This window comes from Sphingomonas sp. CFBP 13603, from assembly GCF_014892665.1.
Lineage (GTDB): Bacteria > Pseudomonadota > Alphaproteobacteria > Sphingomonadales > Sphingomonadaceae > Sphingomonas.
Genome location: NZ_JADBIA010000008.1, coordinates 113,316 through 127,374, shown reverse-complemented (window position 1 = coordinate 127,374; position 14,059 = coordinate 113,316). Strand labels below are relative to the sequence as shown.

The following is a 14,059-nucleotide window of genomic DNA, read 5'->3' as shown; positions in this document are numbered from 1 at the left end:
TTAATTTTAGCATACGCTTAAGATAGCTAAACATATCGATTTTGTGTCAGTCTTTGCGACCTATGGCTGCTGGATCGTATTGGATGTACCCGTATATTTACAAGATGGTTACCGTAGACCAGCGTACCGCGCTGACGGCGTAGCTCGGCCGCGACGACGCCGCATATGATCCGATGCACAGCTGAACGTTGCAGGCGGTGCTTAGTCACGCAACCTCGGTCTCAGCCACAAAGACGCGGTTCCGTCCGGCATGCTTTGCGGAATAAAGACGTTTGTCAGCCAACGCGATGAGCCCTTCGATCGACCCTTCGGTCTCGTCGAGCGTCGCACAGGCCAAGCTGGCCGTTACCCGCAGAGTGCCCAATGGAGCTTCGATGACGACATCGGCAATCGCTTCGCGAAGTCGCTCGGCGAGCTCCATAGCTTGATTACGATCGTAGCGCGGAAGCAGAACGCCAAATTCCTCGCCCCCTAAGCGCGCAAAGATACCGCGTGGTGGCAGGAGTGCGGTGCACGCCTCAGTCACCCGGCATAGAAGCGTATCACCTACCGGATGGCCGTGTGCGTCGTTGACAGCCTTGAAGTGATCGAGATCGAGTACAACCAGCGAGAGCGACTGACGAAGTTCACGCCAGCTTTGCTGTTCGCGAGCCATTGCCTGACTGAAATGCCGTCGATTTGCCGCGCCGGTTAGATGGTCGCATGTCAGAAGTCGCCGCACGTCTTCGGTCGCAGTGTCGCGACGCGGTACATCACGAAGCACAACCGAAAATCGGGGTAAGGTCGCATTGTCGCGTGCCGAGCGAGCGACGACGAGACGCTGACACCAGTAGCGTTCGCCATCGGCGCGTTGCTGCCACCCTTCCTGAAGATGCCACCCCTCACGGACAGCGATTGCCAGCTGCTCGTCCAGACGCAGATCGCCGCCAGGCAAATCTGTGCTGAGGACATCGGCAAGGTTGTGACCGGTAACGTCGGCCGGCTCATACCCCGTCTGGCGGGCAAAGCAGGTGTCAGCTGCTGCGATTTGGCCGTCCGGCGTGATCGTCAGCGCGGCGTAGCCGTTGACGCCATCGAGCAGCGTTGCGAACCAGGTATCGGCCTGCCGCAGTCGGTTTTCTTGGAGAACCTGCTGACTTATATCTGTGAGCGTCGCCATCAACCTGTCAGCGCCGAGTTTGACCAACGAACAGGCAAGGACTTTCGGCGTCGCACCGTTCTTGCCTGGTCCCAGGTCTACGAAAACGCGATGACCGTCACAAATGCGCCCTGTAGGCAATGCAAAGGCTTCCGCCATGCTTCTAAGTTCCGGGGCATGATGTTCGAACGCCGAAAATAGGTTGCTGACGCCGCGCGATCCCGCCAGCGGCAGCAGATGCTGCATGGCGTGCGGATTCATCAATCCGATCTCGCCAGTCGCGTCGCATTCGATCAGTCCGATCGGACAGGCGTATAGAAATTCGAGGAGTTCCTCCTCGCCCGACGTATCGGTCATTCGGCTAGCCTTTAGCGTTCGATGAGTACGTAGCGACGCGGCGTCTGCGCCGTCGCGAGCAGCCGCAACCGCACCTTGGTCGGCCGCATGCGAAGCGTCAGAACGTAAGGGAAGACGTCATCGAGTTCCGGTTCGTCTTCGAACCGCTGTGCCACCATGAAATTGTTCATGCATTGTGCGACCGCGTCGAAGAACGGAACGCCGACCACCGTGGCCGGATCCAACCCTGACATACGAGCCTCGGTCGCATTGTAGACCTGCACGATCGTGTCAGCGGCAAAGCCGACCACTCCGAACGGCAACGCATCCTGGTCTGCAGTGCTCATCGTCTCAAGGTCGTGCAGTCCGACCGTTTCGAAATCTACGTTTGTTGGTGACACGATCAATAGCTCCTCAGCGAGGCATTATGGCCTAAGCTGCTTAATTAAATACCAAACTTTCGCAAATGCGCCGGTTAGCTGTGCATCGATGCAGGCCGCGCAGGCCCGGCTTATGGTAACGTCAGGCAGCGTACGGAAAAGCTAGTGACGCCTCACGCCGGTCTGAAAGCCACATGACAAACTGGTCGGCTTCCATTGGCCGCGCGAACCAGAAGCCCTGGGCTTCTTCGCAGCCAAGCTCTTCCAGAATGACGGCCGCCTTTGCAGTTTCCACGCCCTCTGCAACCACACGGTAGCCCAGCCTATGAGCCAAGCCGATCATCGTTTCCACAAGAGCAAAGTCGGATCCTGTCGCTCTGCTCAGGTCGCGTATGAACGTCTGATCGATCTTTACGATCTGTGCTGGCAGACGCTGTAGATAGGCCAGACTGCTATGGCCGGTGCCGAAGTCATCGATAGCAAGGCAAACACCTGCATCTCTGAACCTTCGCAGCATAGCTAGCGCTTGATCGGGCTGATCCATAATCGCGCTTTCGGTTAGCTCAATTTCCAAGCAGCTAAACGGCAACTCACGCCGGGCAAGCCCAGTCGTAATCCTCTCGCTAAGGTCTGCTTCGCCGAGATTAGCGGCCGAGATATTAGCAGATAGCGTCATAGCCAGCCCACCACGTTGCCATGCCGCCAGCTGGTCCATTGCCGTTTCAAGAACCCATTGCGTAGTAGGTCGGGCAAGCGACGTCTGTTCGATGATCGGAATAAATTCCGCAGGCGACACGTCGCCCAAGACTGGATGACGCCATCGCAGTAGCGCCTCTGCGCCAATGCACGCCCCCGTAGAAAGGTCGATCCGAGGTTGATAAACGAGCCGAAGTTGATTGCCTGCCTCGAGTGCTGTGCCAAAGTCTTGCAAAAGGCCATATTGGCGGCAATGCGCGATGTCGCGTGCCGGTGAATAAAGCGCAATTGCTCCTTCCGCTTCCCTCGCGTCTTGGGCAGCACTCGTTGCACCACGAATAACGTCGTCAACCGATACCGACCCTGCGACGAAAGATCGGACGCCAATATTTACGTTCGTGACAAACCGGACCGACGACGAAGCCCGCATGGATGCAAAACTTGTTCGCAAGAGCTCGATATAATCCGACCACTCAACGTCCGATGGCGAGATAAACCCGAATTGTGCAGTGCCAACCTGATAGGCATTTCGGCCCGGACCAAGCGCAGCTCGCAGCGCCTGGGCCGCCTCATGTACCATTTGGTCGACGCGGGCAGCTCCCATGGCACGCGTGATTCTGCTGATCTGATCTTCGCGGGCCAGATCCACCACGACGGCGAAGTACTGCTTTCCCGCATGGTCTCGCGCCAGATCCATTAGATCCTCACGAAACTGGTTTCTGGTCGGCATTCCGCTGATGGGATCGATCCGACCGAAAGCATGCTGCAGCTCGATCTGCGCCATGACCATGGCGGCTAGATCTGCAAGAGCGGCAAGTTCGGCAGATGACGCTTTGCGCGGTTCAGTGCCCAATACGCATAACGCACCGAGGCCATATCCCTCATTGGTTACTAGCGGTGCGCCAGCATAGAAGCGGGTACCGGCACGACCCAGAGGGCTTTCGGCATAATCAGGGTCCTCAAGGAAATCCTCGATGACTAACGCTTGCGTAGACTCGGCAACCTCCGCACACGGAGCCCCGGCTCGTGGAATGCTGCAATGATCAACACCGACGCGCGACTTGAACCACTGCCGATCGTGATCAGTCAGCGATACCGCGGCAACCGGCAGACCGAAGATCTGGCTCGCCATCCGGGTTATACGGTCGAAGCTCTCGCTTGCGGGGGTATCGAGCAATTTTAGCTGATGCAGCGCGTCCAGGCGGGACGTTTCATGTTGGTTGCGCACACGAACTCCTTCGCGTTTACACCTATATTCAAAACCTTAACGGTTCTAAACTCACGTCATAGCGAGGGATTAACTTGCGTCACATTAACTGTGAATAGGGGGCTAGTTCACGGACGCTTTCACGATCAACACGGAACGGTGATCGCGTCCGTAGCTCAGGAAGGATTGATCCGAGTTACAAGGTGAACGGGTGCCAACCCTCTGCTCGTTACCATGCGCTGAGCTGGCTACTCCCACCGCGCCGCACCGCGCTAAGTATGGTTAGCCCGCGATCCGGCGTTCTCAAAAACGAACGGCGATCGAGACGGCCCGCGCTTTCCCAAAAGATCGAACTTTGGGAATGTACGAGTTGGGAAGCGGTCAGGCCGCTTTAGGTTAAGCCTGACGCATAGCGACGTTTTACCGTCCCGTCGAAGGTTTGCGCGTCCGTCGGATCAGTGTCGCGACTGCGCACAGTAGCCAGAAGATGCCCCCCAGTAGCATGACAGGGTTTGGCGCTATGTTATCCCACCATAGCCACAAATGGCTGCTGCCAATCAGGGCAGGTAGCCAAATGGAGACTGCGTACCGGTCGGGTTGGTGAGCCCTCATGCGACCGTTCTACAGCCAATGGTAGCGGACACAAATAATTGGTCAGGAATGGCAGAAAAGGGACGCAAAACGGCTTAATCGCCGTTGAGATGTCGACCGGAAACAACCGACATCTCGCAGCGCGACCGCCTTCTCGAAAGGCTCAAGGGCGAGATTCGACTTATCCTTACGAGGCTCGCGTTCCACGCCTCGCGAATTGGCGCGGCGTACCCTTTTCCAGCCAGGCCACAGCTATAACCGCCAAGCCGAGAGAGAGGCCCCACATGCCGTAATATAGATAAGGCGAAAGATCAGCTTTCATTCCAGGTAATAGCATGATGGGCATGATCGCGGGAAACATGACAACCGGCAGGTATCGCTCTCTGGCATTCCCCTTCATCTTCCACTCCTTATTCCGATCTTGCTGTAGCCTATGTGACGAACCTGAAGTTGTCGAGGGTCCGACTGTCTTGCGATCTAACCCTTAGCTGAGCGCCGGCAGCCGTTAGGTTTGCCCCCTTTCGCGGGGTTCGGCCCCGTCTTCCGATCCGCCAACGAATGTCGCGAGGTGGGAAGGAAAGCGGCCATTCCGTTTTCGGTGCGATAATCGAATTAGCTGCCGTCTAAAGTGGCAGTTACCCTAACTCTCCAGATCTAGATGGCGTCTCGGCCTCACGCCGCATGAACGTCCAATCGATAAGGGCTTCGATAGACGGCCCAAGCGCCAGGCCGATCTCGCTCAACGCGTATTCGACTCTGGGAGGAACCTGAGGATAAATCGTCCGGGTGACGATCCCGTCCTTCTCCAGTTCTTTCAGCTGTTGAATGAGCATCTTCTGATTCACGCCTTCGACACGTCGTTCCAGCTCGGAGAAGCGCAAAGGCACCCGCGCGGCAAACAGTTGGAAGATGATCACCATCTTCCACTTTCCCTCCAGGACGCGGAGGGCCTCGCTGGTCGCCGCAGCCCAGACAAGCTGCTGCTGTGGGTCCTCGCATTGCCAGTCACGCTGCATAGCTCACTTACCTTTTGGTGGGTAACCCACCTTTCGGTAGGTTCTTGTCACTTCTGGTACCTGACCATAATTCCCGGTGCGAAGCAATGATCGCAGAGGAACGACACATGAAGATCGGCATTCTTGGGACAGGGCACATCGGCAAGACACTCGTCACCAGGTTGAGCGAGGCGGGCCATGAGGTAAAGGTGGCCAACTCGCGCGGGCCCGAGACGATCGATCCCGAGCTCCTGTCAGCCGGCGCCCGCGCCGTGACGACGGAGGATGCGCTGACCGACGTCGAGGTCGTCATCCTCGCGATACCTCTCAACCGTATTGCCGCAATTGCGCCGTTGGTGGCTCGCCTGCCTGACGAGACGGTCGTGATCGACACCTCCAACTATTACCCGTTCCGGGACTCCAAGATCCAGGCGATCGAGGACGGACAGGTCGAAAGCCTGTGGGTGGCTGAGCAACTTGGCCGCCCGATCGCAAAGGCATGGAATGCGATCGGCTCCGCCTCTCTCGCCAAGAAGGGCAAATCGGCAGGGACACCGGATCGGATCGCCATTCCCGTTGCAGTGGATCGTGAGCGCGATCGGCAGATCACAATGGCGCTGGTCAGCGATACCGGCCTGGATGCCTTCGATGCCGGCTCACTTTCGGCTTCGTGGCGTCAGCAGGCCGGCGCGCCGGTCTATTGCACCGACCTGACCCTCGCCGAGATTCCTGCGGCTCTCGCCGCTGCGGAGAAGGACAGGTTGCCCAAGCGTCGGGATCTGGCGGTTGCGGTGATGCAGGAGCGCCTGGGTGACGGAACCACGAACCCTGACGAGGACTGGGGCGTTCGCCTCGTCCGCGCCATCAATATGTAAACGCCGCCCGAACCGCTCCATTCCAATAGCCATCTATCTACCAGAGGATCAGACCATGACCCGCGTTGTACGCTTTCACGAATACGGGCCTGCAGACGTTCTGCGTATCGATGACATCGAGGTTCCTGCACCTGCCGCCGATGAGGTGCAGATCGCAGTTCGAGCGATCGGCTTGAACCGTGCAGAGGTAATGTTCCGCAACGGCGCTTACCTGCAAGAAGCGGAGTTCCCCTCGCGGCTCGGCTACGAGGCCGCAGGCACGGTCAAGACCACCGGTAGCGACGAGTCAGGCTTCGCGGAGGGCGATGCCGTTAGCGTCATCCCGACGCTCGATATGTCGCGCTGGTCGACCTACGGTGAGATCATCAACATCCCGGCGCGCTACGTCGTCAAGCACCCCGCCGCCCTCTCATTCGAGAAGGCAGCAGCCTCCTGGATGCAGTATGTCACCGCCTGGGGTGCGCTTATCGATCAGGCGAAGGTCACCGCAGAGGACTTTGTCATCGTGTCAGCCGCATCGAGCAGCGTTGGCATCGCGGCGATCCAGGTGGCTCGCAGTGTCGGGGCTACGGTGATTGCGACCACCCGTACGAATGCCAAGGCGCAGGCGCTGACGGATGCGGGCGCTCACCATGTGATCGCCACCGCCGACGGCGACCTTGCAGAACGTGTGAAGGAGATCACCGGCGGGAAGGGCGCCCGCGTGGTGTTCGATCCGATCGGCGGTCCTGCGATTGCACAGTTTGCCGAGGTCATGGCCGTGGGTGGCATTCTGCTCGAGTATGGTGCGCTCAGCCCGGACGACGGTCCGTTCCCGCAATTCGCGGTGCTGGGTAAGAGCCTGACAATCAAGGGCTATCTCTACACAGAGATCGTCAGCGACGATGACGCACTCGCGCGAGCCAAGACCTTCATCACCGAGGGTCTGGAAAGCGGCAAGCTCGATCCTTTGGTGTCGCGGACCTTCCCGTTCGACCAAATCCAGGAAGCAACGGAATTCCTGGAATCCAACGAGCAGATCGGCAAGATCGTCGTAACTGTGTGATCCCCGAGTGGGAGAGCCGCTTTTGGCTCTCCCACTATGAGGCGGACCACGCAGACTAGCGGCTGCACCAAGACATGTCGCAACTATACTGATTTTTGCGACACGGAAACCGCTGCCGGCCAGTGGAATGGTATGTCCTGAAAACACCTGTTTGTCGCAAGTCTTGTTTGAGACCGGGTTTTTCGCACGCTCGGCTGCTTTAAGGCGATAATGGTGGGGAGCGGAACGGCAGTTTTCGGTAAGGCGCGTGGCGGTAGTCGACATCGCGGAGCTTCAGCTTTTCCCAAAAAGATGCCGTTTCAAAAATTCGCAAGACGTCCGTGGTTGAAGCAGAAATAGGCAGGTTTGTGACAGCGTTGTTGTACCGCTTCCATGACAACAATTAATGTGCCGTCGGCAGCTGCAATTATCGGCATTCCCGATCCGCGACATCGACCACGGCGATATCGAGCGCTGACCTTTCGGCGACCTTTCGGCCGACGTCGCGGTCACGCGGCTCTGGTTTTTTCCAGGACAACACCCCTGAACAGCTCCGCGACACGATCCTTCGGTGAAGCTGCCTTCGCCGCAGTTATCGCGGCAGTGTTCAATCGGTACCTGCCCGTTCCTGTCTCCGAACCAAGCGATCCGGCTGCTGCACCAGCGTCGTCGGTCGAGGTTGCGCTGATGACGCGAAGACTGTTGGCCGAGACGGCCGGATCGACACGGATCTGGGGCATCTGCGGCGCCGGTATCTTCGTCCGCTCGGCCAGCGTCTTCTCCTTATAATGGCGGATCTTCACACCATAGGTCGCGTACATGCCGCGCCGGAACACGATGAGATCGTCTTCCGGCAGCAGTTCGACCTCTTGGGGCAGCATCAGCGGCCGGCGCTGCTCGGATACCGACGTCGAGCCGCCACTACCGCCCCATGTCCCCATCGACCGCGACCGCGCCTTGAAGGTGTAGCTGCCGAGCTGCTCGGAGATCTTCTTGGCCTCCGACAGCCCGGCCGGCCGCAGGACGAGCCGTACCGCGCAGTTGCGCTCGATGTCGGCCGCGACCTTGTCGCCGTAGACGCCCTGGATCTGCTCAAGCGACTGAAACGCCGGCAACATCCGCAACCCATAGCCGGCGACATAGCTGAAGGCGCTTGCCAGGACGCTACATTTGCCGAGGCTCGCGAACTCGTCTAGTGCCAGCAGGACCTTGACCTGATGCTTGTCGCCGCTGGGCCGCTCGCGGACATTGCGGTCGATGAGTTGCTGAAAGAGCAGGCCGTAGATAGGAGCAACTCGCTCCAGATCGTCCGGCGACACGCTCAGGTAAAGCGAGATGTGCCTGTCGCGGAACACGCTCAGATCAAAATCGCTTTCCGACGTCGCCGCATCGACATAGGGGTTTAGCCAGGCATTGATCTTGGATGTGACCGACTGGCGCAAGCCAGAAAACGTGTTTGCCGACGAGCTCGTGTAATCCTGAATGGCCGAAACGCACGCGGTCGAGAGCGGCCTTCCGGCCGCTGCGCGCTGCGCGATGATCTTGGAGAACCGCTTCTGGGCATTGCCAGCCGCGAACTGGCGGTACACCTCGCCGAGCGTGAAGGGCAGGGCGTCCTCGCCGTCGTCGACAGTCGCGGCGATATAGGCGGTGATGCCGAGGAACGCGGTCCGTGCGCCCTCGGCCCAGAATTTCTCACCAGTGAGCGGATCGGGGTAGAGCATCGCCGCGATCTTTTGCAGTTCGTTGATGACCTCGACCGGATCACGCCGGTTGATATAGCTCAGCGGATTCCAGCGCACCGTATGTCCTTGGGGATCAAGCGGGTTGAACAGCAGGACCTGATGCCCAAGCACCTCTTTGCGATAGCCGGCCGTGTTGGCGTAATTCTCCTGCTTGATGTCGAGCGTGACAACAGAACCCAGCCAGTCGAGCAAGTTCGGGATGATGATGCCGACGCCCTTGCCGGCGCGGGTCGGCGCTTCGAGCATGACATGCTCGGATCCGCCGAAGCGCATCACATTGCCCTTGAACTTGCCGAGTACGACTCCAGCTGGCGCGAGCATCTGGCCTTTGCGTACCTCGCCGATACGCGCCCAGCGCGCCTCGCCGTGCAGCTTCTGCCGAGTGAACAGCGATGAGATTATCGTGACGATCGTCAGGACGATACCGACGGCAAAGCCGACCGCGAACGGCTTGTAGACGATCGGATAGGTCTTCAGCGCCCAGAGTGCTGTCGGCACCTTCGCCCACTGCGTATGGATGGTGAGGAGATGTGCGCTCCATAGCACCGTCACCGCGCCGATCGCCGCGCTGACGGCTAGGCCGATGATAGCCAGGAACGCGATCGCACCTGGTTGCGCCCCCCCGTCGCTCCGCACCCATTTACCGCTCACGCTACTTCCCTCCTCCCTCGCGAGACTTGCTCGCGGGGTCGAACCACACTTCCGTCATCCGGTAGCGCGCCGGCTGTCCGTCGCCCGGCGGCAGCCGGTGCATCTGGACGACGATGTCGACGAGCGAGCGCAGCAGCGCCCGGATGTCGTGACGATCGAGATCGTTGCCGCCCTCGGATTCCTTAACCAGCAGGGTCAGCTGCTCGAACGCGCCCTCGGCCGTGTTGGCGTGGACGGTCGTGATAGAGCCGGGATGACCCGAGTTGACGTTGCGCAGATAGAAGAAGGCGGTACCGTCGCGCAGCTCCTGGAGGAGGATGCGATCGGGGCGCATCCGCAGCGCCGATTCCAGCAACTCCTTGGCACCGGCTTTCTGCAAACTCTTGCCGTCCTTGGCGTACATCATGTGTACGTGGTTGCGCTGGGGCACGACCAGTTCGCGGGTGTCCTCGATGGTCAGGATCCGCTCGTCGTCCGGGATCAGCTTGATGAGCCCCTTGGAGAAGCTCGTCTTGCCCGAGCCGGTCGCACCCGAGATCAGGATATTCTTGCGTGCCTCAACGGCCCGCCTGAAGAACGCCGTCCAGTCGCCGGCGTCGCGGTGTCGCTGCAGTTCGCCGTCGACGTCGGCGTGGAGGCCGTGCGCGCGGACCTCGCTGAACACGCCGGCGCGCTCGAAATCGTCGATCGTCATCGTCACGCCCGACGCCTTGCGGATCGTGATCGAGATGAAGCCCTGCTCGACTGCGGGCGGCACCACGACCTGCGCGCGCTCCCCGCCCGGCAGCACCGAGGAGCAGATCGGATATTCAGAATTGATGTCCTGCTTGGTCAGGCCTGCGATCAGCTTGGCAAGCGTCATGAGCGCGGCGTTGTCGAGCGCGGGCTCCTCATGCCATTCCCAGCCGCTGCGTGTCTCGAGCCCGACCATGCCTGGCGCGTTGATGACCAGTTCGCTCACATCGTCGCGCGCTAGGTGCCGCTGGATCGGTGCCGCGTTGTGCGCGTAGATCAGCGACGTAGGGTTCGAGGCCATCGCTTAACGCCTCAGGCTCACGTCGTAGACCGAGCTGAAGTCGAAATCCTTGGCAACGAAGATCGCCGCGGTATCGCCTTGGTTCTTCTTCAGGATCGGCTTGATGTCCATCGTGTTCTGAAGAACCGTTTCCCCCGTATGTCCTGGAACCTGCGTCGTGTTGCTGCCAGCGTTGGCAACGGCCCGGCCCGCAATCTGCGACGCATCCTCCAGCACCGAGATGACGAGCCCGACGCCGAACCGCGCCCAGAACTGGGTGTCGACGCCGCCCGGCATACCCGCACGGGCAAGGCTGTCGGCCGCGGGCGAGCCGAGATCGATCGCCACCCCGCGCGGGGTCAGTGCCCGGGTCCACACCACGAACAGGCGGGCCTGCCCCTGCGTGATGCCGCCCGAATATTGACCGAGCACCTTTGTCCCCTTGTCGAGCAGGACGATGCGGCCGTTTTCCGAATAGACGTCATGGTTGATGACGCACGACACGAACCCGGCCTGGGTCGAGTTGATCGCGGTCTGCAGCGTACAAGGGATGACCGTACCCGCACTCAGGAGGAGATTGCGGTCCGCGACCATCGTCGCCCGCACGGTCTGAATGGCGGCATGGCTCAGTTGGCCGCGGAAGTCGGTCGGACCCTTTTCGGCAGTGGTCTGCCCGCTTTGGCTAGGGGGGGCGAAGCCGCTCGCACTGAAATCCGGGCGCGCGACGGTCGATTGCCCGCCTTGAGGGTCGGGTGGTTGGGACTGCCCCTCTACGCCGGCAGCCTGAGGGGAGGACATGGCCGACGACGTGCCCGTGTTGCCAAACGCCATGATCGGCGATCGGCGTGCCGCATCCGCCATGCTGCGCGCCTGCTCGGCGCGACGCTGTGCGGGCGATTCCTGGCCGTTCGTCGTCGTCCCGGTCGTCTGTACGGTGTTGCCGTTGGCGTCCGCCATCTGCGTGCCTTGGCCCGCGGGGATCGGCCGCCCGAAAATATCGGTCGGCACTGCGCCCGGCTGGCCGAGTTGGCCGGCCAGCGCCTCCCGCTGCGCGTCTGGCGAGCCCATCACGTCGTCGACGGACCGGTCGCTGGCCTTGGCCGGCTGCTCGGCCGTCGTTGCTGTGGCGCTGTGGTGAAACGCGCCGTAGCCGATCGCAATGCCGCCCATGGCGCCGATCAGGCCGATGCCTGCACCGATAAAGGCGATATTGCTCCATCCACCGCTGCGCGTGACGGGGCTGTCGCGCTCGTCGCCGGGCACCGTGTCGGCAGCGACGTCGCCGCCCCGGTCAATGACAGTACCGACCATGTTATTGCCCCTTCACGTTGCGAGTCACGACATTGGAGACGGTGCCGGTCCGATCGCTGCGATCGTCGCTGAGCGGTGCCTCGTTGTAGATGCACAGCACCGACGTTCCCCGCCGGAGGCGAATCTGGCGATAGACCGCGTGGATGACGACGAAGTCCTCGCGAACGTCGTAGGGCACGATGGTCTCGGTGCCGTCGACGTCGACCGCGAAGATCGAGGGGATGTCGGCATGGCCTGGGTAGCGCAGCACCGTGAACGCGCCATTGTCGGAGATCTCGGCGGGCTGCAGCGAGGCGTCGCCCTGGACCGTGTATTTCAGGTTCCGCGTGCCCTCGATCACGGCATGGTCGAGCGCCGACTGGGTGATGCTGGTCTCGATCGCTTTGGCGGTCTGCGCCTGGGCGAGCTGCGCCTGCAGCGCTGCCATCGCGCGCTCCTCGCGTGGATAGCGGAAGCGGATGCCGTACATCGTCGCCCCGGTCCCAAGTGACAGGTTGAAGTGATAAGTCCGGGGCGAGCCGTTCGCGTTGGTGAGCACGATTAGGTTCGTGCCGCCCGCCTTCTCTCGGGGTTTGAGGAAGACGATATTGCCGACCGGTGCGATCTGCCACGAGACTGTATCGCCCAGAGCGGCCTGGGTGACCGTTTCGCCCGAGCCGAACTGGATCTCGATCGCATGGCGGAAGCTGCCGACGATCCTCACCACCTGGTCGGGGTCGTAATTGACATCGCGCACGCGCGCGTCCTTCGCGCCGGGCGCCGGCGTCTCGGATGCAAAGGCGGGGTGGGGCACAAGTGCGATCGCTACTGCGCCGACGACCGAGAGCGCGACAAACCGACGCCAGATCGCACCGACCCCGCGCCAGAGGCGGCTCTTCGCGCCGCTTTCCGTCACCACCAGCTCGGTGGGCGGTGACAGGCGGGCGGCCAGTTCCTTGTGCAGTGCTGGCAGTAAGGGGGCGATGGTGTGGTCGGCGGTGTCTGAGGTATTGGGGTGATTGCTCATGTCACGCCTCCGGGTCAGAGCGGTAGTTGACGACCTGGAAGCCGAGCGGATTGATGTTGCGATCCTTCTCGTGTTCTGGCGCCGTGGTGTATTTGAAGGTCAGGATCGCATTCCAGTTCTGCGCGATCGGCGTGTTCTGGCCGAACGTGATGATCTGAAGCGGACCTGCGCGACCGTCGGGCTAAGGAAGCTGATCGTCCGGATCGAGATCGAGACGAAGCCCTTGTCGCCGTAGATGTTGGAGGGCGCGTTCTTGTTGTTCGACTGGACGCCGTTCAGGTAGCGCGCGCCCTCCGCCTGGTCGCTCATGAGCATCACCGTGTAGGCGTTCTCGCGCGCGGCATCGTTGAGCCAGCCTTCGCGCAGCCGCACATATTGGGCGATGAAGTAGCGGTTGACTGCATCCTCATAGGTGCGCGGCTGCGGCCCCTTGAGCGCCGTCACGATCTGCGTCTCACCCGACGCCTTGTCGACCCGGATCACATAGGGCACGACCGTCTTCAGCGGGGCCAGCATCGCGAGCGCGCCGGCCGAGGTGACGGCCAGGGTGCAGGCGCCGGCGGCCACGCCCCAGGCGAGCCGCTTTGACTGGATCGCCGCGCGCATCCGGTCATATTCCCACGTCCTCGAGGTCTCGAAATATGCCTCTTTGTCTTCGGCCTTCACCACGCCCATGGCGGCGATTCCTTCAGCAGGGGGAGTAGGTCAGCGCGCCACTGCGCTGGGACAGGCGTGGCGCTGGTGGAACATTCGTCGCGGCCGGCGCGGCTGGCGCGTCCAGCAAGCCGTCAGTATCCATGGGCGGGGTCGGCGGTGGCCCCGGCATCGAAGCGGATGCCGGCGACGAAGCAGGAGCAGGAGCTGGCGTCGAAGTCGGAGCCGGCTCCTTTACGGATCCAGAGGGCGAAGCGACGGCCGACTGCCCCCCGCGCTGCTGCGACGCCGGCAGTGGCACCGGCAGGCTCGGCAGCACCGAACCGTACAAATTGGCGGGACGCCGATGCTTGCCGTCGCACACCGCGGCGGGCTTGATACGGCTCCCGGTGCAACCGTTCAGCGCCAGCGCACCTAGCACGACGATGATCAGGC

10 protein-coding genes and 1 pseudogene are annotated in these 14,059 nt (G+C 61.2%); 2 read left to right on the top strand and 9 right to left on the bottom strand.

Annotated elements, in window-relative coordinates; translation table 11 throughout:
• Positions 1-205: 205 nt before the first annotated feature.
• The 4 genes from IFR23_RS13560 to IFR23_RS13545 all read right to left on the bottom strand — a co-directional run bounded on the left by IFR23_RS13560 (position 206) and on the right by IFR23_RS13545 (position 5,364).
• Positions 206-1,495 carry a sensor domain-containing diguanylate cyclase gene (locus IFR23_RS13560; protein WP_192976376.1) on the bottom strand — a complete coding sequence of 430 codons (1,290 nt, stop codon included), beginning with the start codon at positions 1,493-1,495 and terminating at the stop codon, positions 206-208.
• Between the two features lie 11 nt (positions 1,496-1,506).
• On the bottom strand, positions 1,507-1,821 hold the full coding sequence (locus tag IFR23_RS13555) for a phosphonate transporter (RefSeq protein ID WP_133021470.1): 315 nt from the start codon (positions 1,819-1,821) through the stop codon (positions 1,507-1,509).
• Between the two features lie 175 nt (positions 1,822-1,996).
• Positions 1,997-3,778 (bottom strand): EAL domain-containing protein, encoded by a 1,782-nt coding sequence (locus IFR23_RS13550; RefSeq protein ID WP_192976375.1) that lies wholly within the window; start codon positions 3,776-3,778, stop codon positions 1,997-1,999.
• 1,205 nt (positions 3,779-4,983) lie between these two features.
• On the bottom strand, positions 4,984-5,364 hold the full coding sequence (locus IFR23_RS13545; protein WP_192976374.1) for a winged helix-turn-helix transcriptional regulator: 381 nt from the start codon (positions 5,362-5,364) through the stop codon (positions 4,984-4,986).
• 86 nt (positions 5,365-5,450) lie between these two features.
• Between IFR23_RS13545 and IFR23_RS13540 the strand changes: the two genes are divergently transcribed.
• Positions 5,451-6,218, top strand: coding sequence for an NADPH-dependent F420 reductase (locus IFR23_RS13540; protein ID WP_192976373.1), 768 nt, complete (start codon positions 5,451-5,453; stop codon positions 6,216-6,218).
• A gap of 55 nt (positions 6,219-6,273) precedes the next feature.
• Positions 6,274-7,263, top strand: a complete 990-nt coding sequence (locus IFR23_RS13535; protein ID WP_192976372.1) for a zinc-dependent alcohol dehydrogenase family protein — start codon at positions 6,274-6,276, stop codon at positions 7,261-7,263.
• A gap of 488 nt (positions 7,264-7,751) precedes the next feature.
• On the opposite strand, the gene IFR23_RS13530 is transcribed toward IFR23_RS13535, so the two are convergent.
• The 5 genes and pseudogenes from IFR23_RS13530 to IFR23_RS13510 all read right to left on the bottom strand — a co-directional run bounded on the left by IFR23_RS13530 (position 7,752) and on the right by IFR23_RS13510 (position 13,576).
• Positions 7,752-9,638 carry a type IV secretory system conjugative DNA transfer family protein gene (locus tag IFR23_RS13530; protein WP_192976371.1) on the bottom strand — a complete coding sequence of 629 codons (1,887 nt, stop codon included), beginning with the start codon at positions 9,636-9,638 and terminating at the stop codon, positions 7,752-7,754.
• 1 nt (position 9,639) lies between these two features.
• Entirely contained in the window at positions 9,640-10,674 is a 1,035-nt protein-coding gene (virB11, locus tag IFR23_RS13525; RefSeq protein WP_192239712.1) for a P-type DNA transfer ATPase VirB11, read from the bottom strand.
• Positions 10,675-10,677: 3 nt separating this feature from the next.
• On the bottom strand, positions 10,678-11,964 hold the full coding sequence (gene virB10, locus IFR23_RS13520) for a type IV secretion system protein VirB10 (RefSeq protein WP_192976370.1): 1,287 nt from the start codon (positions 11,962-11,964) through the stop codon (positions 10,678-10,680).
• 1 nt (position 11,965) lies between these two features.
• The gene (locus tag IFR23_RS13515; protein WP_192976369.1) at positions 11,966-12,970 is read right to left on the bottom strand and encodes a TrbG/VirB9 family P-type conjugative transfer protein; all 1,005 of its coding nucleotides are present in this window, start codon (positions 12,968-12,970) and stop codon (positions 11,966-11,968) included.
• 1 nt (position 12,971) lies between these two features.
• Positions 12,972-13,576, bottom strand: a pseudogene (locus IFR23_RS13510) (virB8 family protein).
• Positions 13,577-14,059: the final 483 nt, after the last annotated feature.

What these genes read in the sequence shown, in the direction of transcription:
- IFR23_RS13560 (WP_192976376.1), bottom strand. Translation starts at nt 1,495, where the DNA reads ATGACCGATACGTCGGGCGAGGAGGAACTCCTCGAATTTCTATACGCC.
- IFR23_RS13555 (WP_133021470.1), bottom strand. Translation starts at nt 1,821, where the DNA reads ATGAGCACTGCAGACCAGGATGCGTTGCCGTTCGGAGTGGTCGGCTTT.
- IFR23_RS13545 (WP_192976374.1), bottom strand. Translation starts at nt 5,364, where the DNA reads ATGCAGCGTGACTGGCAATGCGAGGACCCACAGCAGCAGCTTGTCTGG.
- IFR23_RS13540 (WP_192976373.1), top strand. Translation starts at nt 5,451, where the DNA reads ATGATCGCAGAGGAACGACACATGAAGATCGGCATTCTTGGGACAGGG.
- IFR23_RS13535 (WP_192976372.1), top strand. Translation starts at nt 6,274, where the DNA reads ATGACCCGCGTTGTACGCTTTCACGAATACGGGCCTGCAGACGTTCTG.
- virB11 (WP_192239712.1), bottom strand. Translation starts at nt 10,674, where the DNA reads ATGGCCTCGAACCCTACGTCGCTGATCTACGCGCACAACGCGGCACCG.
- virB10 (WP_192976370.1), bottom strand. Translation starts at nt 11,964, where the DNA reads ATGGTCGGTACTGTCATTGACCGGGGCGGCGACGTCGCTGCCGACACG.
- IFR23_RS13515 (WP_192976369.1), bottom strand. Translation starts at nt 12,970, where the DNA reads ATGAGCAATCACCCCAATACCTCAGACACCGCCGACCACACCATCGCC.